The sequence below is a fragment of the Enterococcus caccae ATCC BAA-1240 genome (assembly GCF_000407145.1).
GTDB classification, from domain to species: domain Bacteria; phylum Bacillota; class Bacilli; order Lactobacillales; family Enterococcaceae; genus Enterococcus_L; species Enterococcus_L caccae.
This window is the reverse complement of sequence record NZ_KE136476.1, coordinates 119,748-139,751: the sequence shown is the minus strand read 5'-3', so window position 1 is coordinate 139,751 and position 20,004 is coordinate 119,748. Positions and strand designations below refer to the sequence as shown.

General features: G+C 35.5%; 15 protein-coding genes. 4 read left to right on the top strand and 11 right to left on the bottom strand.

Features of this window, described 5'->3' with window-relative positions:
• Positions 1 to 62: 62 nt before the first annotated feature.
• The 3 genes from I580_RS15110 to I580_RS15100 are packed head-to-tail and all read left to right on the top strand — an operon-like array spanning position 63 to position 3,818.
• Positions 63 to 1,259 carry a M20 family metallopeptidase gene (locus I580_RS15110; RefSeq protein WP_010770765.1) on the top strand — a complete coding sequence of 399 codons (1,197 nt, stop codon included), beginning with the start codon at positions 63 to 65 and terminating at the stop codon, positions 1,257 to 1,259.
• Positions 1,260 to 1,261: 2 nt separating this feature from the next.
• A complete protein-coding gene (locus I580_RS15105; RefSeq protein ID WP_010770764.1) occupies positions 1,262 to 2,680 on the top strand; it encodes an MFS transporter in 1,419 nt (472 codons plus the stop codon).
• On the top strand, positions 2,673 to 3,818 hold the full coding sequence (locus I580_RS15100; protein ID WP_010770763.1) for an ArgE/DapE family deacylase: 1,146 nt from the start codon (positions 2,673 to 2,675) through the stop codon (positions 3,816 to 3,818). The genes I580_RS15105 and I580_RS15100 overlap by 8 nt, the downstream gene beginning before the upstream one ends.
• A gap of 173 nt (positions 3,819 to 3,991) precedes the next feature.
• On the opposite strand, the gene I580_RS15095 is transcribed toward I580_RS15100, so the two are convergent.
• From I580_RS15095 to I580_RS15055, 9 genes are all read right to left on the bottom strand, one after another.
• Entirely contained in the window at positions 3,992 to 5,248 is a 1,257-nt protein-coding gene (locus tag I580_RS15095; protein ID WP_010770762.1) for an MFS transporter, read from the bottom strand.
• A gap of 412 nt (positions 5,249 to 5,660) precedes the next feature.
• Positions 5,661 to 6,992, bottom strand: a complete 1,332-nt coding sequence (locus tag I580_RS15090) for a dihydrolipoyl dehydrogenase family protein (RefSeq protein WP_010770761.1) — start codon at positions 6,990 to 6,992, stop codon at positions 5,661 to 5,663.
• 234 nt (positions 6,993 to 7,226) lie between these two features.
• The gene (locus tag I580_RS15085; RefSeq protein WP_245558632.1) at positions 7,227 to 7,937 is read right to left on the bottom strand and encodes a hypothetical protein; all 711 of its coding nucleotides are present in this window, start codon (positions 7,935 to 7,937) and stop codon (positions 7,227 to 7,229) included.
• Positions 7,855 to 9,069 (bottom strand): WxLIP family cell surface protein, encoded by a 1,215-nt coding sequence (locus I580_RS15080; RefSeq protein WP_010770759.1) that lies wholly within the window; start codon positions 9,067 to 9,069, stop codon positions 7,855 to 7,857. The genes I580_RS15085 and I580_RS15080 overlap by 83 nt, the downstream gene beginning before the upstream one ends.
• Before the next feature lie 163 nt (positions 9,070 to 9,232).
• The gene (locus I580_RS15075) at positions 9,233 to 10,066 is read right to left on the bottom strand and encodes a WxL domain-containing protein (RefSeq protein ID WP_010770758.1); all 834 of its coding nucleotides are present in this window, start codon (positions 10,064 to 10,066) and stop codon (positions 9,233 to 9,235) included.
• A gap of 61 nt (positions 10,067 to 10,127) precedes the next feature.
• Entirely contained in the window at positions 10,128 to 11,051 is a 924-nt protein-coding gene (locus I580_RS15070; protein WP_010770757.1) for a WxL domain-containing protein, read from the bottom strand.
• Between the two features lie 50 nt (positions 11,052 to 11,101).
• Positions 11,102 to 11,416, bottom strand: a complete 315-nt coding sequence (locus I580_RS15065) for an LPXTG cell wall anchor domain-containing protein (protein ID WP_242586582.1) — start codon at positions 11,414 to 11,416, stop codon at positions 11,102 to 11,104.
• A gap of 17 nt (positions 11,417 to 11,433) precedes the next feature.
• Complete coding sequence (locus I580_RS15060; RefSeq protein ID WP_010770755.1) at positions 11,434 to 14,250, bottom strand: MucBP domain-containing protein; 2,817 nt, start codon at positions 14,248 to 14,250, stop codon at positions 11,434 to 11,436.
• Positions 14,251 to 14,555: 305 nt separating this feature from the next.
• A complete protein-coding gene (locus I580_RS15055; RefSeq protein ID WP_010770754.1) occupies positions 14,556 to 16,055 on the bottom strand; it encodes a helix-turn-helix domain-containing protein in 1,500 nt (499 codons plus the stop codon).
• 537 nt (positions 16,056 to 16,592) lie between these two features.
• Between I580_RS15055 and I580_RS15050 the strand changes: the two genes are divergently transcribed.
• Positions 16,593 to 17,120, top strand: a complete 528-nt coding sequence (locus tag I580_RS15050) for a LysM peptidoglycan-binding domain-containing protein (RefSeq protein ID WP_010770753.1) — start codon at positions 16,593 to 16,595, stop codon at positions 17,118 to 17,120.
• A gap of 109 nt (positions 17,121 to 17,229) precedes the next feature.
• Here the strand turns inward: I580_RS15050 and I580_RS15045 are convergent, their stop codons facing one another.
• Together I580_RS15045 and I580_RS15040 are read right to left on the bottom strand one after the other, a co-directional pair.
• Complete coding sequence (locus tag I580_RS15045) at positions 17,230 to 18,756, bottom strand: bifunctional metallophosphatase/5'-nucleotidase (RefSeq protein ID WP_010770752.1); 1,527 nt, start codon at positions 18,754 to 18,756, stop codon at positions 17,230 to 17,232.
• Between the two features lie 43 nt (positions 18,757 to 18,799).
• The gene (locus tag I580_RS15040; protein WP_010770751.1) at positions 18,800 to 19,990 is read right to left on the bottom strand and encodes a bifunctional metallophosphatase/5'-nucleotidase; all 1,191 of its coding nucleotides are present in this window, start codon (positions 19,988 to 19,990) and stop codon (positions 18,800 to 18,802) included.
• Positions 19,991 to 20,004 lie beyond the last annotated feature (14 nt).

Sequence of the window (20,004 nt, the reverse complement as noted above, 5' to 3'; positions counted from 1 at the left end):
TAGCATTGTGAAGTTTTTAATTAAGAATAGAATATGTAGTGTATTTGAAAGGAGCATTTAAAATGGACGATTTACGTACGCAATTATTTACGAAGATTCAACAAAAAGAAGCCGACATGATCAAGATTCGCCGACATTTTCATGAGAATCCAGAGCTATCTTTTCATGAAACAGAAACAGCAAAATATATCGCTGATTTTTACGCTGGCAAAGACTGTGACGTTCAAACAAAGGTGGGCGGCGGCAATGGTATTTTAGTCGATATTCATGGTGGTAAAAAAGGACCTTTCTTAGCAATTCGAGCGGATTTCGATGCTTTGCCAATTCAAGAAGATACAGGTCTACCCTTTTCATCAAAAACAGCTAGTGTCATGCATGCTTGCGGACACGATGGTCACACAGCTTATATGATGATTTTAGCTGATTCACTGATTGAATTAAAAGATCAATTAGCTGGAACAATTCGCGTCATTCATCAACCTGCTGAAGAAGTACCACCTGGTGGTGCGAAAGGAATGATCGAAGCCGGTTGTTTAGATGGTGTAGATCATGTACTAGGTATTCACGTTATGAGTATGATGCCGCTTGGTGATGTACTTTACCATGCAGGACCTGTCCACACTGGTCGTGCAACGTTTAAAGTAATTATGCATGGTAAAGGTGGACATGGTTCAACACCACAAGATGCCAACGATACGATCGTAGCGGCTTCTCAATTTGTAACCGCCGTTCAAACTATCGTCAGCCGTAGAATCGATCCTTTTGATACTGCAACCGTTACGATTGGATCATTTGATGGCAAAGGTTCAGCGAATGTTATCAAAGATTCTGTCATCCTTGAAGGGGATGTACGGATCATGAAAGAAGAAACACGAGCAGTCGTGGAAAAAGAATTCAAACAAATTCTAGATGGTATTTGTCAAACTTTCGGCATCCGCTATGAACTTGAGTATGGCAATGATTATCCTGTTTGTGTCAACGACAAAGAAACCACTGAAATGGTGGCAAAAGCTTTGACTGAAGTACAAATTCCAGAAATCAAACAACTAATTGAATGTGGTCCACAAACCCCTTCTGAGGATTTCGCTTATTATGCTAAGGAACGTCCAAGTTGTTTCTTTTTCGTTGGTGCTCACAAAGAAGGAACCCCGATGTATCCACATCATCATCCAAAATTTTATATAGACGAAGATTGTCTATTAATTGCTGCAAAATCAATGGGCGCAGCTGTTTTACATTATTTATCTGAAGGAGTTTAATCATGAAAGCAACAACACATACAGCAGCAGATGCTGCAACATATAAAGGGACAAACAAATTATTGATAGGAATTGTTTTAAGCGTTTTGACCTATTGGTTATTTGCTCAATCTTTACTGAATATGGCGCCAGCCGTTCAAAGTGATTTGGGTATTTCTTCTGGCGTTTTAAACATAGGAATTTCTATGACTGGTTTATTCTCGGGGATTTTTATCGTCGTAGCCGGTGGCTTAGCAGATAAATTGGGTAGAATGAAGTTAACGTATATTGGACTTATTTTAAGTGTTATCGGTTCAGCAGCTTTAGTGGTCGCACATGGACCTGTATTATTTGTGGGCGGTAGAATCTTACAAGGTTTATCAGCTGCTTGTATCATGCCTGCTACAATGGCACTAGTTAAAACATACTACGAAGGGAAAGATCGACAACGTGCGTTAAGTTACTGGTCAATTGGTTCTTGGGGCGGTTCTGGCTTATGTTCTTTCTTCGGTGGTGCTATTGCTAGCTCTTTAGGATGGCGTTATGTATTTATTTTTTCGATCATTATTTCGATTTGCAGCGCACTATTGATTTTTGGTACGCCCGAAAGTAAAGTGGTCAATGATAATAACAGTAAATTTGACTCAATTGGTTTGCTTTTGTTTATCGTTTCAATGGTTGCTTTAAATATTGTCGTTTCTAAAGGTTCTGAGTTAGGTTGGACAAGTCCTATCGTACTTATTTTGGCTGTAATCGTGATTGTCGGGTTGATTACTTTTTATAAAGTAGAGCAAGCGATCGATAATAGTTTTGTTGAATTTTCTTTATTTGAAAACCGTGGTTACCTTGGCGCAACAATTTCTAATTTCTTGCTTAATGCAGTCGCTGGAACCTTGATCGTAATCAATACCTACGTTCAACAAGGTCGCGGTCTTTCTTCTGCTAAAACAGGGATGCTATCAATCGGTTACTTGTGCCTAGTCTTGATTACGATTCGAATCGGTGAAAAATTATTGCAAACGATCGGCGCAAAAAAACCAATGTTATGGGGAACGATTCTTTCTGGTACTGGTGTTGGTTTGATGGCTTTGACCATGGTCACAGGCACTGCTTATTTCATATTAGTTTTTATTGGCTATAGTTTATTTGGAATGGGGCTGGGTATGTATGCAACACCTTCTACAGACACAGCGATTTCCAGTGTGCCAAATGAAAAAGCTGGAGTGGCTTCTGGTATTTATAAAATGGCCAGCTCTCTTGGCGGTGCTTTAGGAGTAGCAATTTCAGCTGCTGTTTATAATGGCTTTAGTGCTGGTGGAAATTATACACAAGGCGCAACATTTGGATTGTTAACGAATATTTTATTCTGCGTTGTCGCATTAGGCTCTATCGTATTTATTATTCCAAAAGAAAAAACGAAAGAAGGATCTATCAATGAATGATCAAGCAGCATTACAATTACTAAAGGAAGTCGTACAAATCAAAAGTATTCTAGGAAATGAAAAATTAGTTGCGGACAAATTACAAACTCTTTTTGAAAAATATGATATTCCTTGTGAACAAGTAGAATATAGCGAAGGAAGAAATCAATTAGTTGCAACGTTGAAAGGGAATGAGAACGGACTGGTTTTAGGCTTTTCGGGTCATATGGATGTGGTGCCTGTGGGAGAAATCCCTTGGGATGAAGATCCCTTTGCAGCATTTGAAAAAGACGGTTTACTCTACGGTCGTGGAACCTGTGATATGAAATCAGGTTTGATCGCCGCAGTTGTTGCAATGATTCGTTTAAAAGAAGACGGTTCAAACTTTAAAGGAACCATCAAACTTTTAGCAACCGTAGGAGAAGAAACGAGCGCTATCGGTTCTGGTCAATTAGTTGATAAAGGCTATGCAGATGATTTAGATGCGCTTGTGATCGGTGAACCAACAAATGTTGAGATCGGTGTGGCTCACAAAGGAGCTTTATGGCCTCGGATCACAACTTACGGAAAAACTGCTCATGGCTCAATGCCAGATCAAGGAGTGAATGCGATCGAGCATATGCTTTTGGTTTTGAACGCCTTTAAAGAAACATTCGATTTTTCTCAATCAGTAGACGAACTAGTCGGCGCATCCACTTCTAGCCTTGATATTATTAATGGCGGTAATGGAACAAATGTTGTTCCTGATAAATGTACTGTAGAAATTGATATTCGTACAATCAAAGCACAAGATCATTCTGAACTAAAACAACAATTCAAAACGATGTTAGATAAATTAACAGCAACCGTTCCAGATTTTAAAGCAGAAATCGAATTTATCAATGACTTGCCTTCCATGAAGACAGAACTTGACGATCCTTTTACTGTGTTAACACAAAAAGTTGTATCAGATGTTACAGGTAAAACAGCAAATACATTTGGCATGACTGGCTATACAGATGGCTCACAATTTGGGCGTGTCAAAAAAGAATTCCCTATTTTGATTCTTGGTCCAGGTGAAACAAAATACGCTCATCAACCAAATGAATTTGTTGATATAAATGACTTTTACCAAATGATCACTATCAACGAAAACATTGCAAAATCATTTTTAAACTAAGTAAGTACTAAGGAACGTCAATTCATACCTCATCGTTTTATAAAACAATAATAGGAAATCCGCAAAAATTATTCTTCAAATTTTTGTGGATTTCCTATTATCTCTGAAGGGACTGCTCTACTCCACCGTTTATCTATGTTCTAAGTAAATAGGACATAACTCACATTCATTTACTAATCAACAAGCTCTTTTAATTCTACCATCTTTTCATTTACCTCTTGCCAATCACTGGTTACTTTTTTATAGCGATAACGGATGATCACAGCTGCCACGACACCGATCGCGGTTAATGCAATATTTAGTCCAAAAATCATCGATACATTTATTTTCTCCAACTGACCCGTGATATAAGGAATAATCATCACTGAAACAGATGTAGCAATCGAATAATAGCTAGTAATTCGACCTTTTCCTTTTGAAAACAGCTCTAATAACACAGCTAATCCTAACTGCCAGATTCCTCCGGCAGCAAAAACACCAATACCGATGGAACCGACTAAAAACATTGGAATACTTGGAAAAAGTGTCATGCCAATCAACAAGAATAATGAAATCAATGTACACCAGACAAGTAATAACGTTGGTGCAACACCACGTTTTACAATCAATGACGTTAAAAATACAGAGGCAAAAGAACCAATACTATACGCGCTCACCAAAACCAAACTATTTGAATGATTCATAAGATTCAATGACTCAGCAAAAGAAGGTACCCACAAAATAAAAATATTAAAGGTTGAAACACAAGTAAAACTAAAGACTAACAACGCTAACCCTTCCACCTTAAATAGCGGTTGTTTCCCTTTAATGGTTGCTTCATGTTCATTCACCAGTGATGACTGCTCCTCAATGACTACTCTTTCTGGAAAACTAAGCCTAGAAATATACAGTAAATTAAGAAATAAGCCCAGCGCACATCCAATAAAAACAAGTCCGAAATAAATCTCATGATCCAACATAAATCTCGTAAGCAGCGGTAAAATAAACTGCCCTAACGAAATAAAAGCTTTATTCAAAACACTAAGCGAACTATTGTCTTTTTCATTTGGATAAGCTTCCATCAGCGTTGGATAGGTACTGGTATCCAAAAATGCGTTGCTAAATCCAGCAAACAAGGCAAAAAAGAGACCTTGCAAATAATTTTGACTCATTAAAATCCCCATAAAAAAAATCAAATAACTGATAATACCCAACTGTACTGTTTTCTTTCGTCCAAACTTATCCGAAAAATATCCGGCAAAATACAAAATTAGCACACGGCCCAATCCAATACCACTAATCACTAATGTCACTTGTTGAACCGTTGCCTGCCAGCTGTCTCTTAACGCATTAAGATTCTGCGATAAAATAATTGCCGCCATACCTTGAAAAATAAAATTTGTATATAAAGAACCTATCAAAGGGGTGTAATTTTTTTTCTTTGTTTCCATTGCCATTCTCCTAGCTATTTCGATTTAACTTTGCTCAATATTTCACTATCTATAGTTTAAAAAGAAATCCTTATAATATCTAATGCTTTATTTTTATCCAATTGATAAATAAAATTTATCGATTGGGTAAAAAAAAGACATTTAAGCTCTACTTTCATAGAATTTATCCTATTATTACGTAGACCTTAAAACAAGTCAACAGTTAATTTGCTGAATATACAAATAAGGTGGGAAATGACTTTATACGTCACATCCCTACCTTATGGAATTCTATAGGCACGACAAAAAGAACAATACTTTCGAAAAAAAGAAATACACAAAATTGGAAGAACCTTTTCGTGTATTTCAGCCTTTTCTCAACGTTAAGGACCTCTATCCCACTTTCAACAAATCAATCAGTTACTACTTACGTTTAATATAAATAGCTCAAATCACTAGAAACAGTTGGATAAAGCATGATCATTTCGTTGATTTTGTCAGAAACTACTTTTTGATTGATCATCAATGTAAATAAATTGATCAATTGTTCTGCTTCGTTTCCTAAAACCGTTGCGCCAACCAATAGCCCCGTATCCTTATCAGTGATGATCTTAGCCTTGACTAATGACTCATTGAGGTGTTTGTACGTAAACCATTGGGATAAGTCTATATTTTGTTGTTCGTATTTTTCATTTTCTAACACTTCACCCTCTTTTAAACCAACTTGAGCCAACTTAGGTGAACTAAAAATAATAGTTGGGATTTCAGGATAGTGAATGGCTTCTTGCAAAGTGCCACTAAGAAGTTTAGCAAGATAGCTTCCTTCAAAGCTAGATACTGGCGTTAGTTTAGGCGTATTTTTTTGCAAGCAGTCTCCTAATGCATAGATATTGTCCACAGTTGTTTGTAAATGATCATTCACAACAATCCCCTTATGAGTAAAATCAACACCTATTTCTTCTAAATTCAGCCCTTCTACATTAGGTATTCGTCCTGTTGCACAAAATACTCGATCTGCCAGTAATATCTCTTTACTAGTCAACACTATGTTATAGTGATCATTTTCCTTAGAAATCGACTCTGCTGACTCATTGAAATGAAACTGTATCCCTCGAGCTTTAAGATTATCAATTAAAGCAATCGTTAGCTCTTCGTCAAACCCTTTTAAGGGTCGAGTATTATGATGTAATACGTGAACTTCACTACCGCTACTAGTGGCAATATTCGCAAGTTCCAGAGAAATGTAGCCGCCGCCAACAAAAACAATTTTTTCAGGCAACTCTTTCATATTTAGAAAATCGGTACTCGTCTCAAAATTCTCTTTTCCTGGAATATCTAAAATAGCAGGTCGCTGCCCTGTTGCAATGATAATCTGGTCTGCTTGATATTCTTGATTTTCTACTATGATTGTATGCCTGTCTTTAAAAATGGCTTTTCCTTTGATCGTTTGGATTCCAGCGCTTATCAAGCCTTGTTGTTGTTCGCCAGATACTGGTTGAGTGAATGTTTCTTTAAACGTCATCAGCTCCGACCAATTGATTGCAGGAACTGTTTCAAAACCATGATGTTTCAATTGTGTCAGATTGTCTTGTGCCTCAATGGCACCATAAAGAACCTTTTTTGGATCACAGCCTCGATTCGGACAGGTTCCACCCCACAAATCAGTTTCTACTACTGCTACTTTTTTCCCTTTTGCAGCTAAATCATACGCCGCTGCCAAACCACCTGGTCCACTACCGATAATAATTATTTCAACTATTTCCACCTTAGTCCCCTCCTTGGCTTTCATTCGTCATTAAAATAAGTCTACAAGCAAAAGAATAAAAAGTAAAAAATACTGTTTGTTTGGAATCGCCCGCTTAGTTAAAATAGCCCAAAGCAATCTGACTATCTTCTTCAGACTACTTTGGACTATCATTTGGGCAAATACTCTAAAACTTTCATCCAAGGATTCTTAGTTCTTTCGTTCGCCTTATTTAGGTTTCCAGTCACGATTGCTCTACTTATCAAATTCAAACGGAACACGTTCAGATGAAAAATAAGCATGATTTAAATAAAGTACCTGTTTGCTTTTCTCAAACGAGATTGGTTCTAATGTGAAATGAAAGTAATCATCAATATTTTTTCTACCAAATATCTTTTTCATTCCAGCTTCAGTGTATTCAATGTGCAGGATTTTTTTATCGTCTGCAATTTTTTTATACAGAGGATTTTCTTTTTGTAATGAAGAAATTTCCGTTTCTGGAATCTTTTTTTTGTCTAAAATGATTTGTACTTTTGTTTGTTTTCCATCATACGTATTGATACCAGCAGCTTGCCACTGACCTTTATAAAGGAATGTATACCCTTCGATACCTTGATAATTTTCTATTTTAGCCGTCCATGATTTTCCTTCACTTGATAAATTCATTCCAAGTTCAGGATTGCCCCAGGTTCCACTGATTTTAGATGAAAAAGGGTAAGAGAGGTAACTTCCGATACCAAGCCCGATAAGCACCATAGCCAATAACCCAAGCAATACATAAAACATTGTTGGCCTAACTAAAACTTCTTCAAATGACTCATCATCCATATTCATTTCATCTTCCAACAAATCTTCTTCAGCTAACGTTCTTTCTTCAAAACCACTATCTTTTTCGTTTTCCAGACGGTGTGGATGATTTGCCAGCTGGTTTTCTTTTTGCTCCTGATGATTGTTTTCCTGATCCATTACTTGCTTCCTTTCCTTTTTTATTGGCTGGTCGTTTACCTTTACCTTTTTTTCTACGTTGCTTTTTCTTACGTTTTTTTGATAAAGTAACCAATAAAATAATGATTAGCAGTAATAAAATAGCGGTCCCGATTGCTCCGTAAATGATATATTTCGTATAATCTTTTTCTAGATCAACCGCTTTGTCGTTTAATTCTTTGGCTTCTTTAGCGCTGATCGTAAAGTTCTGTTTAAAGTTCCATGTTTGGCCAGTGACTTCTGATTTTGCAGTCATTTCTAATTGATAACTACCAGCTTCAAATGGTTTATTATCCCATGAAATCGCATAGTCAAAATTTGTATTTGGTGCTACTCGATAATCGTTGACCTTATGTTCATGAAGTACATCAGAACTGCCTTTTTTCATGATTTTGGCATCATAGGTTACTTTATCAATAATGGTCGGTGTAGGATTTTGTAAATTAACTTTTACTGCATTTCTTCCAACTACTTGTGAAGCTACAATTTTCTTCACTTTTAGATCTGATTTTGGAAGTTCCTCATTTTCGCGTATTCTCATGGCAATTGTATATGCATACTTATTCGCTATGCTAAAGCCGCTATCTTCTTTTTCTGATTTTGAGTTACCTTCCTTTTCTCCTTCAGCATCTGTTACTCGAATACCACCATATATAATCCCCTCAAAAGGTTCTGTTGGAATCGTTAGATTAATTTTAACATCCGCTTCACTTTTAGCAGGTATACTTATAAATTCATCGGTTTTAGCAATATCTGATAACGGTATTTTCATACTTTCATCCCGTTTTGAAGCATCTAAAGCATAGACAAACGAACCACTTGCTCCTGTATAAGCAGGATTAATTTCAATTTTTGCTGTTGTTTCTTTATCGCCCATATTATAGACTTTCAACGTTAATTCTTGTGTTTGTCCTGGTTTTACCTCTAAGTCATAATACCCCGCATCTTTTGTCAGTTGATTATCTGGTAATTCTGCTTTAACAGATAAATTAGATTCTTCGCCTTCTGCATAGGCATTTGCTGGAATAAAAAAACAAAGTGCAGCTATTAAACAAATTAAAAAAAAGCTCTTCTTAGCTAAAGAAGTATGTATTTTCTGAGTTACGTTTTGCATAATTACTTTCCTCTCAGTTGCTTGATTTACGAATGAAAAAGGTAGGTGTGAAAAGGTAAAACTTCTCGCTTTCACACCACCATTTATTCGTATTTAGAGGCTGTAGTGAAACTATTTTAACGTTTCACCACAGCCCTCTTAACTGTTTATTTCCTATTCTCTTTTACGGCTCTACAGTTAATGACCATGTAAGTTTTGTTGAGTAGGCTTTAGCTTGTGCTTTATCTGATGCTGGAACATTTAACTGAACATCATCATATCGTGCATCTAAAGCTGGTGCTGAAGTTGCATTTGGACCATAATTGCTTTCATCATAGTTCTCTTTGAAAACAACCGATGAAATCGAACCATTCGTTGTTCCTTCATCTGTATCTACCTTTTTTGAAGCAAATACACCTAGTGAGTCTGGTTTATCACCAGCTACAGGAATCACAGCGTGTCCACTTTCAGGAATTGTCACACCTGTTACCATATTACTAGCATTAGAATTATTTAAATTATTTGTAAATGATTGTTTGAAAATGCGAATACGTGAATTAGTCAGCTCATGACCACCCGTTTCTTTGCCACTTTCTTTGAACGTTGTATCTTGTGTTACTGAGACCTTCCAATCTGTTGCACGTTTTCCTGAAAAATCTCCAACTTGGACAAATAATGGTATAGCGTACTTAGTGTCTGTACTGCCACTGTATGCATATGCTTCATGGACAACTTTTAAGTCATCCCCTTTTGCTTTTAATTCATTTGTACCAAAATCAAATGTTGGAACATGCAGTAATTGTACACCTTTAACGCCTACTTTTTCACCACCGATCACGATCTCGTCGTCTGTTCCTGGCTTGACAGGATTCTCAAGACCCTCTGGCACTTTAAAATTTGCCTTCCCATCTGATTTTACAGAATTTGTTTCTGGTGCTGCAGATGCGATTTGTGCTGTTGCAAATAAACTTGTTAATGCCATTGCACAAATTCCACTATATATAATTGATTTTTTCATTTTTTTCCTCCTTGATTTTAAACCTCTTAAAATAAATACCCCTTTTGTTTGTAACTACTTTCTATTCTTCAGATGGTGCTTCCTCTGGTGTTCCTGGTTCTACAGCTAGTGTCCAAGTTAATTGTGTTGTATACTTTTTAGCTTTTGCTTGATCACTTGCTGGAACGTTTAGTTTTACGCCATTATAAGCGGCTGTTTCTTTTGTTTTTTCTGGATTATAATTGTTTGCATCATAACCATTACTGAAAACAGCTGAAGTTGTTGAAGCGTTAGTAAAACCAGGTTTATTGTTCTTCAATACAGTTAGTGATCCTTCTGTAGTGCCAGCTAATGGAATAGCAGAGTGCTTGCCAAAAACTGCATCTTCTGTCTCTAATCCAACCCCTGTAATTTCCGCTGCTAATGCTTCACTATTATGCAATGTATTGGTAAATGTGTTCTCAAAAATACGAATTCGTGCATTTGATAATTTTGATCTAGAAACTACATCAGATTCACCAGATTCAAATGGTGCATCTTGTACAACAGATAAGCTCCAAGTTGCCTTTTCATTCCCAGAAACATCACTTACTTGAACTGAATGAGGCATGTAGAAAACCGCTGGATCAGTTTTTTCGTCAGTTTTTTCCAAGTTGTCTTCTTTAATAGTTTTTAATTTGCGTTCTTCTGTATAAGCTGGGTATTCTACAGTCTTGACACTTGTTTTGTTCTTTGTCCCAAAGTTGAAGTTTGGTAAATGAGTAACATAGATTCCACCATTATTTGGTAATGGGACAATATTTCCTTTATCGTCTTTATCCTCTTCAAGCTCTTCTCCATCCTTAGGACCCTCTTCTGGTTTTACGGTTCCTGGTTTATCCCCATGAATAAAACCAACTTCCCCAGTTGTTTTGCTACTTGTTAATTCTTCAGCAGAAGCCACTTGTGCTCCAACTGATAAGATCATAGTGCTTAATAGTAAACTTGCTAACATTTTTTTCTTCATTCTATACTCCTCTTTCTTCTCTTTTATTATTGTTAAACTAGACGTGTTGTCTACGAGCAACCCTGGTTGTTTCGCCTCTTTATTACGATAATAATCGCTGTTACTACCAAGGAAATCATTCCAATAATAGTTAAGTATCTCAGAAATTCTTCTCCGGTTTTTGGTAACAGTCCACTACTTTGTTTTTTAGGTTTTTCTTGATTGATTGGCGATTCTGATTCTTTTGTTCCATCTTCATTGCCATCAATAAACCCGATTTCTCCACCTGTTTTTCCATTTGATTGAGCCGCCATTGCTGTCACACTGTTTACAAGAAATACACTAATCAACAGAAGGAACAGTAAACAAATTTTTTTCTTTTTCATTTTTTGATCCCCTTGTCTCATGGTTCCTGAACTAATTCCCAAGTGATTTCAGCTTTGTAGCTTCCTTTAATTGCACCGCTACCTTTAGGAACAAGTAGTTTCAAGCCTTCTTTTTTATCTGTCTGATTTGCCAATTCTAATTCATAATTCGTTTGTGGACGTGCTGTTTTATTACTGTAAATCTCTACTCCATTCTTATCAGATATAACGTGATCCGTTTCACCATTGTTGTATATGATTTGGGCATCTTTTAATACATCACCACTTATTTCATGTTTAAAAGGTTTAGACAACGAGCCATTAATTGTAAATTGTCCTCGCTTAAATCCTTCATTCGGAGCTGTTCGTCCACGCTTATCTGCAATATTTAACTTAAATGGACCTGTAGAAGCATATTCTAATTCTTGATCGCGGGACTGAATCACTCCTGTTTTAAAGAGCATTTCATTTGTAGCTCCTATAGCTACTTGCCCCTTAAAGATATAGGTTCTCTCATTTTCGCCCACTAGTATTTCGACGTTTTTCTCATCATCTGGTGGTGTCAGTAATTCATACAAATCATCAGTGATTGCTTTCACAACCGTTGAAACCTCTGTTTCAGCAGTTAAGTCAACAACTTCTTTAGGCTTTTTCAACAACGTAACGACAGGGCTGATCTCATTTCCATCTTCATCTTTAAAGTAAACTTTTAACTCAACTTCACTTTTACGGTAGAATAACTTGATCGTTTGGACTTCTTTTTTGATACTGCCTGTTAATGGTGCACCTTCAGAACGCACATAATCAAAGTCCGGTACTACTTCAGTAAGCGGATCGATTGTATAGGAATCCCCAATGATTCCAGGAATCGTTTTCTCTTCTTTAAGCTTTATGTTCGTTGAATCTTCATAATATTCAACTACCACATTTGATTCATTTGATTCTGCATAAACTTTATAGACATTTTTAGCAGCATCAAATGTTACTTTATGGGTTGCCGCAGTCAAAGAACTAGCGCCTGAGCCAGTAAAATCTAATTTGTTGTATTCTGCTACGCCAAGTCTCGTACTCACGATTTTCAAAGCCTGAGCCTTAGTCAAACTTGCTCCATACTTCAAAGAAGACAACGCAGGGTCTTTTAATGCATAATCCTTACCACTATATAATTGATAATTGGAACCAACAATCGTTTGGTTCAATTCATAATTAGTCGCACTAGTAGTAGCTCCTGTTCCTTTATACTTATAAACTTCTATAGCCGCTTCCGTATAAGGATGGAACAAGTTCGGTAATGTTTTGAATGGGCTGTTATGCTCTTGATATTCTGGCGCTGAAAAACTTACTCCGTTCGTTTTCGTTCCTAAAGTACTTGTTGTTCCCATTACAGAAGAAGTTGTATCATCAAAAACAGCTTTAAAGACACCTGAATCTGCAACATCTGTATCACCATCATTCTTGTTTGCAATCGTTAGTGATTTTTTCGTGGGTGATGTTAGAACAGGATTATTCTTTGATGTTAACGACGATGCAACATAACTATACTTTCCGAAATTTAAATCTGCTTGGTATGCTCGTGACGGGTTAACTGGTAACGAGTCGGTAAATAGCTTCATAAATGTAGTGGTTGCTTCTGAGGCCTGAACAGCGTGTGGATCTGTACTTGTTCTATTTGTCTCTGTCACAGCCATCCAATTCCAGAACTTCCGATCTTTTACCACATCATCTTGTAAACTATTGTAAGTTCCAGTTTGACCAGGGCTTTCAATTGCTCCACCAGCCCAACGTGGAAGTCCCGTTTTAGGATTGTAATTGCCTGAATGATCGTACCTAACCGCAATATAAATAGGACCTTGATCACCAGCAACAGGTATGTTGTTAAATCGTGTTAAGATATCCTTGTAGTCAGTAACTACGTTTTTAGTGAGACTATTAACCGGTCGAGCTGCAAGCTGAAAATCAGACAAATAGACAATAACAGGAATAGCATCAGGATTCTTTTCTCTTTCCATGATTGGCACTACATACTCTAGATTACCAACTTGATTGTCTTCATTGTAGGTCTTATCTTTTTCAAATGATTTGTCTACCATTTGTTCCCAACCTGGGACTTTTTCTAAAAATCCTTTTTGATTAACATCATCATTGATTGTTGTATTGTTTCGAGTAGGTGAATTTAGACCAAAGATTCGGATTCGACTTCCAGTGTAATCATTTAGCACTAGTTTCGACAGGTTTAAGATCATTTCTTTCCCGTGAAAACGAGGAATTGCAGGATCTAACCCCGCAATTGGACTATCCATTGAACCCGACCAATCCAAGACAAACATTACATCATATTTTACTTTTTTATTTGCAGGCAACCCTAAAACTGTTGGCAAGTCATATTCCAATTCATACTGACCATCAGTATTCGGAAAGTTGTTCAAAGATTTAACTGACGGATCTAATTTACCTAGCACAGTAACTGTTTCTAACTTTCTCACAGTCTCTATCAGCAACATTCTAGATAAATCTGAACTAATACCTGACTCAGCAGCCAAACTTGATTGGTAGGCTTTATCTAACGCTGCTAATGAACCTTCTGTCCAAACCTTATTTCCTTTATAAGGTCTGTTTTTATCTGTTCCTTTTTGTTTGTCTAAAAAACTTTTGACTTCGCTTTTTGCTGTAGATAAATCGCCAGATTCCCAATTTTTATAGTTAGTATTTTCAATAATTCTTGCTGTAGGACTGTCTTCTGCTTTGATTTGTGTCACATTTTTCGAGATAAATAAACCAATGAATAAGATACATATAATACTTACCGCTATGATTGAAATAGTTTTAACACCCTTTTTATTTCCAGTATTGCTCATTTTCTCCTCCTTTCCATCCAACATTTCATGTATAATATACAAATATTACACAAATCTATTTCAATTTTATACTAAAAGTAAAAAATGAAATACTATGTTACTAAATCAGTAATTGATTGTAATATAAATCGTTTTCTCTATTATTTTTAACAAAATTATATCTTTTTTACTTCTTTTTATTTATACACTTTTTTTTTGCAAAAAAAAAATCATCATTTCCTCTATGTAAAGGAAACAATGATTTTCATATTTTTAAAATACATGATAGTATAGTAATTTTATTTCTTACAACCACGTATGATTCTTTACCAAGATTTATTCTGACTGATTTTTTTGGTTATTTCTTTAAGTATTGTTTCGCATAAAATATCGAAATATTGCGCATCCGAAAATGTTGGGACATAAATTCTTAATGAATGCTCTTTTTGATTTGAATAATTTTTATCTGAAACAATCAAGTCAGTTGATTCGTCATAAAAATTGACAAGTTCTACATTTTCAGCAAATACTTGTTTTATTTTTGCTTTTAAAATGTCCGCTACATATACTTTAGAAATTTGAACATGTACGCGAACAGTGACAATATTTTCTAACTCTACTCTAGATACAAGACTATACACCAATAAGAACAGTTGGTTTATCAATACATCTCCTTTTTCCCCATGAAACCACTCCTTAAAAAATAGATTATTCCGGATTTTTTGTTTAGTAGGAGACATAATGCCTTTGATTTTATCCAACAACTCTTTTTCATAATTGGTTCTAGAATAATAATTTTCTTCATCATATACATACAAAAATTTTCTAGAATCAATAAAACTAAAATACACATATAACAAAAACATTGTTACGTCTTGGTTGACTAATTGTCGGCGCTCATTATCATCATCAAAAAATTCTGAGAGTATATTTTGAACTAGATAGTCTCTCGTCTCCTTGAAATGTTCGAAACGATCAATATCAATAATCATCTCTTCCTCTAAGTAAGGATTTGGTACAATTAGTTGCCCCCGAATCGAAAAGAAAAAAAGAAACTGCGTTTCCTCTGCTTTATTTTTAAAATAAGGACAATATGTATTTATATAATTAGCAATCTCCTTATAAATCCGTTCATAACTCCCATTTTTTTTGAATTGAATCGGTGTTTTTTGATCTACGTAAAAGCCTTGAGTATTTCTGATTTTACAAATAAACACCAATAAACACACCATACTTTTTTTGGATGTATCAAATTTTGTATTCTCAAAAAAAGAAGTTGATAACGATCGCTCTATGTCACTATAGCTTTCTTCTGAAAAAAACCATTTTGAATGGGCAAATGAAAAAAACAAGAAATAGAAATTACGAATCCGATATTCGTCTCCAATCAAAAAATTTTCTTTAGACAGCGTAAAATGAAATGTTTGCAATATGTTCTTCAGCTGATTTTTATATCGTGTAAATGTTGCTTCACTGATAAAATTGGTCGTGCAAATTTTATTCTTATCGAGGTATCCTCGTAAGAATAGCTCTTTGATCATAATGTAAATAACTGATTTTTCCAAATAAAAAAACGCTGCATCTGCTAAAGAAATATTAGATACAATAATCGAAATTATTTTACCATTCTCATTATAATTAATGGTCATTTTTGTTTCATCAAGATACGGGTTATCTTTTAAAGACAGTACAATTCCTCTAACTGTTTTATCTGATAAACCGGTAGCTACGACTAAATCTGATATTTTTACTTCTTTTAATTCCTTGATTAAATATGCAAGTACCTCTATTTTTCTATTGTCAATATCGCTGATAAACAACTTCATGAATTCCCCTCCTATTCAACAAGCTTAAGTCTAATTTGTTTGTCCTAAATTAGTGTAGTCTTTCACTAATGATCACTTTGATAACGTGACATAACAAAGAAAGACTCTTTCTCTTAACTCTATTTTCTCCATTGCCCATGTTTATCAATCCTTACTCATTATATAGTTAATAAACCAAATAAGCACTAGTCTATACTAAAAAAATATTTTTTTACTACTAAATAATAAATCGAACGAAAACGATTATCATATAAATATTTAATATTAGATATATAATTAACGAATAAACAAAATGAACGATCGGTCACCATATCAAAAAATAAGAAAATAAACCCATTTATTAAATAAACAAAAAAAACAGCCGTTTCTTTATAAACAAAAAGTGTTCTTTTATAATTTGTTTTTTCCTCACGTAAATTCTAGTCAACACTTTTTTACGTTTTGCCCTTTGAGACAGCTACAACATTGTGATATACTAATAATGCTTTGTTTATAGTATTCATCTCATAAATTTGTTATGAAAGGAGTGAAACTATTTTGGAAGAAGAATACTCACGACGGAAACAACAACGTCCACCAGCAACTTCAAAGAAAACGATTGTTATTGTTATTTTATTGTTATTTTTAAATACTCTTGCATTAGGCTTATTGCTCTTTTTAAATGTTCAAGCAAGCTCGAAACAAGAAGAACAATTATACAATATAGAAAAACAAGTCAGCCAACTTGACAAAGCAAAGGTAGTTGATGACCCTTCAACAGAAACTGACAGTACAGAGCATAACGTTCCTCTAAGAGAAAGTTCTACTCAAGTAAGTAGCGCGGTTGAATCTAGCTCAAGTGTTGAATCTTCTACACAGCCAATTCAAACAACCCCTTCATCAGAGGTTACCGAACGCTCAACAGAACCTGTGGCTACGCCAACAGCAACGACATATGTTGTTCAGTCAGGCGACACCCTTTCTGTGATTGCTGAGAAGAATAAAATTTCGTTGCAAGATTTAATGCAAAAAAATAATTTGACTGATTCAACAGTTTACATTGGACAAGTGTTATCGTTGCAATAATTCACTATTTCCCCTACATAAACTTATCCAAATGACGACAAAAAAGAGGATGCTGTAAAACGTTTAGTTTTACAGCATCCTCTTTTGGTTATCACAAAACAAATGGCGATCACTTGCATGAATGAGTTATTTTGTAGTCCAACATTTTAGGTAGGTCGATTTCCTCTTGTGACTGTATATACGTCACAATGGATTCCACAATTTCCTGTGCACCTTCGTTTATTACAGGACATTCAAGGTAGGTTGGAAAACCACCGCCACCACTTGCCCGATAATCGCTTAAAGCAATCGTGAATTCATCCTCCTCTTCAATCAATTGATTTTTGTAGCGTAAAGCATTCACTCGATTTCCTAACTTTTGGCAAAGATCAACAGTGTATTCAACCCCAATAAAAAAGTCAAAATGATAATGTTCAACTTTAGGGTATAAATAACTAGGAGAAATAATTACTTGATTTTGATCATCGATACTAAAGTAATTCGTATTTTTTTCGATAACTTCTTTCAATTGTTTACCAGTGATTCTTAAGGTAATCAGGTGATTCGTGTATGGATATGTTGCAATCACATCACGCATCGTGACTTCTTTATGGAATCCTGGTGATGTGTTGGCTAAAGAGACAACTGCTATCTGCGCTTGGCTCTCAGCCAGTTGAACAGCTCCAATCAGTTCGACAACTGGACTTCCACGCAATGCCATCTCTAATTTATCACCTGCCAATGCGTCACTGTTTAACTTACCAATGGTTTGATCTAACCAGCTTTGTACTTTGGTTTCCAAGGGTTGTAATTGTTCTAGCAACTCTACTTCTGGTTGAACACTAGGTTTACCAACTGTTGAGGTTATTTTAATGTTATTTTCTACTTTTTCAATATCGATTTCAAAATAGGTCGTTGCATTAGCAGATGGTTGGACGATGTATGTACCATGCAATAGTTGACCTTCGATCAATAAATGTTGATGACCTGTTAATAGTAGATCAAACTCAAGTTCTTCACAAATTTTATATCCTACATTTTCGCTGGTTTTAGACAATTGTTTTCCTGACTTTACGTCTCTTTCAAATCCACCATGATAAATGCAGATGGTTAGATCAACTTGGGGTTTTACTTCCTCAAGTGCTTGTTTAGCTGTTTCAAAGGGATCTGAAACTATAATATCTTTGATATTGTCCTCTTTTTCCCAAACATTGATATAGTCTGTCACTACACCAACAATACCGACCTTTAGTCCATTTCCTAAGGTTTTGATTGTCCATGGAAATTTTTTTGTTTGATCCTTAGCATCTAGTATATTTTCACAAACACATACTGCATCTAGCGCTTCTAGATAGCGATACAGATAACTTGTACCAAAGTTTACATCATGGTTGCCTAAAGTAACAAAATCATAGCCTGTTTGATTCAGTACTTTCGCTTGAGGAAACCCTTCTTCTGGATGCGCTTGGCTATATGAAGCCAATGCTGAACCTTGAAGCATATCCCCGCCATCGATAATCAATGTGTTCTGATCTTTTTTAAAATTAGGTATGCATTTTAAAAGGCCCATTTCTTTTTCTTGTGTATCAGCATAATTGGTTGGAAATAAATAGCCGTGAACATCCGATGTATAATAAATTTTCAATTGTTGTTTCATCTAATTTCACCTCAAGTCTAACTTCTTTTTATTCTGATTAACTTTAGCTAATGCTTGCAATATATTCGTCGAACACATTATAAATATAATTCATTTCTAAGCGATAACTTGGAAAAAGTGCTGTATTCGTTGTTATTCGATAATCAGATTGCTTAGGTATTAGTTGATCCTGCTCTACTTTGATTCCTTGAATTTCTTGGCTTATCAGTAACTGTCTTAACTCATTATGTGATACATGGTATGTTGACAGTGTATACGGCGGCATAAAACTTGCCAAGAAATCTCTGATTGTTTTTCCTTTAAGTTTCACCGCATAAAAAGTACCAGGTATTTTTCTCGATAAATATTGATGCAAGAAACTTACATCTAGTTCTTGATCCAGCCAATTCTCATAATCAGCTTCGTCACCGAAAGCTGAAACAACTGTTGGATAGCCTGTAGTCGCAACTAATTGTGCCTGTTTTTCGACTACTTGATTATCTTGAACAGAAAAACACAACTCTCCAACATAATTTCCGCGATATCCTGGTTGCACAAAAGCCGTTTCCTTTAGAATACCTGTATTGATTCGATGCTGATGTCCGCAAATCACCCCATCGATTCCAGTAAGTTCATCAATAATACGATACGTCTGATCTTCTCCCGTATCGTATTGAGTTGGCTGCCCTGTGATCATGTCTCGTTCAATTCCTCCATGATAGCTTACAATCAAGACATCAACTTGTGCTCTTACAATTGGTACCCAGTGCTTTAAACTCTCGATCACATTAACAAATTTTACATCTTTGATTTGATCATAATCAGTAATTTGCGGCATTGCGCTAGTGATCACACCGATCACACCCACTTTATGATTTCCTCGTTCAATAATTGTATACGGTTCAAAAATTGGTTGATCTGCTAGATCCAAAACATTAGCACAAAGATATTTCCCTTTAAAGGCAGCTGCTTGTCTTTTTAAAAAAGCTATTCCGTAATCAAAATCATGATTGCCTGGCACCATAACGTCAAACCCAATTGTATTTGCCAACTCGATCAAAGGGGAGATTTCTTTAGTTGTATTAAAAAAAGTAGTTTCAGGACTTCCTACCAAAAAATCGCCGTTATCAATCAAGATCGGTTCATGATAATTTCCAGCAATTGCTGGAAGAGAGCCTAGACCGTTCTCTTCCTTAGCAGAAGCTGTTAAAAAACCATGGATGTCTGATGTGCTTAAGATTGTTAATTTATCCATTATTTACCTCACGA

Excerpts from the sequence above, each read along its gene's own strand:
- I580_RS15100 (WP_010770763.1), top strand. The coding sequence starts at position 2,673 with ATGAATGATCAAGCAGCATTACAATTACTAAAGGAAGTCGTACAAATC.
- I580_RS15060 (WP_010770755.1), bottom strand. The coding sequence starts at position 14,250 with ATGAGCAATACTGGAAATAAAAAGGGTGTTAAAACTATTTCAATCATA.
- I580_RS15045 (WP_010770752.1), bottom strand. The coding sequence starts at position 18,756 with ATGAAACAACAATTGAAAATTTATTATACATCGGATGTTCACGGCTAT.
- I580_RS15055 (WP_010770754.1), bottom strand. The coding sequence starts at position 16,055 with ATGAAGTTGTTTATCAGCGATATTGACAATAGAAAAATAGAGGTACTT.
- I580_RS15105 (WP_010770764.1), top strand. The coding sequence starts at position 1,262 with ATGAAAGCAACAACACATACAGCAGCAGATGCTGCAACATATAAAGGG.
- I580_RS15075 (WP_010770758.1), bottom strand. The coding sequence starts at position 10,066 with ATGAAAAAATCAATTATATATAGTGGAATTTGTGCAATGGCATTAACA.
- I580_RS15080 (WP_010770759.1), bottom strand. The coding sequence starts at position 9,069 with ATGCAAAACGTAACTCAGAAAATACATACTTCTTTAGCTAAGAAGAGC.
- I580_RS15085 (WP_245558632.1), bottom strand. The coding sequence starts at position 7,937 with ATGGATCAGGAAAACAATCATCAGGAGCAAAAAGAAAACCAGCTGGCA.
- I580_RS15110 (WP_010770765.1), top strand. The coding sequence starts at position 63 with ATGGACGATTTACGTACGCAATTATTTACGAAGATTCAACAAAAAGAA.
- I580_RS15070 (WP_010770757.1), bottom strand. The coding sequence starts at position 11,051 with ATGAAGAAAAAAATGTTAGCAAGTTTACTATTAAGCACTATGATCTTA.
- I580_RS15095 (WP_010770762.1), bottom strand. The coding sequence starts at position 5,248 with ATGGAAACAAAGAAAAAAAATTACACCCCTTTGATAGGTTCTTTATAT.
- I580_RS15065 (WP_242586582.1), bottom strand. The coding sequence starts at position 11,416 with ATGAAAAAGAAAAAAATTTGTTTACTGTTCCTTCTGTTGATTAGTGTA.
- I580_RS15040 (WP_010770751.1), bottom strand. The coding sequence starts at position 19,990 with ATGGATAAATTAACAATCTTAAGCACATCAGACATCCATGGTTTTTTA.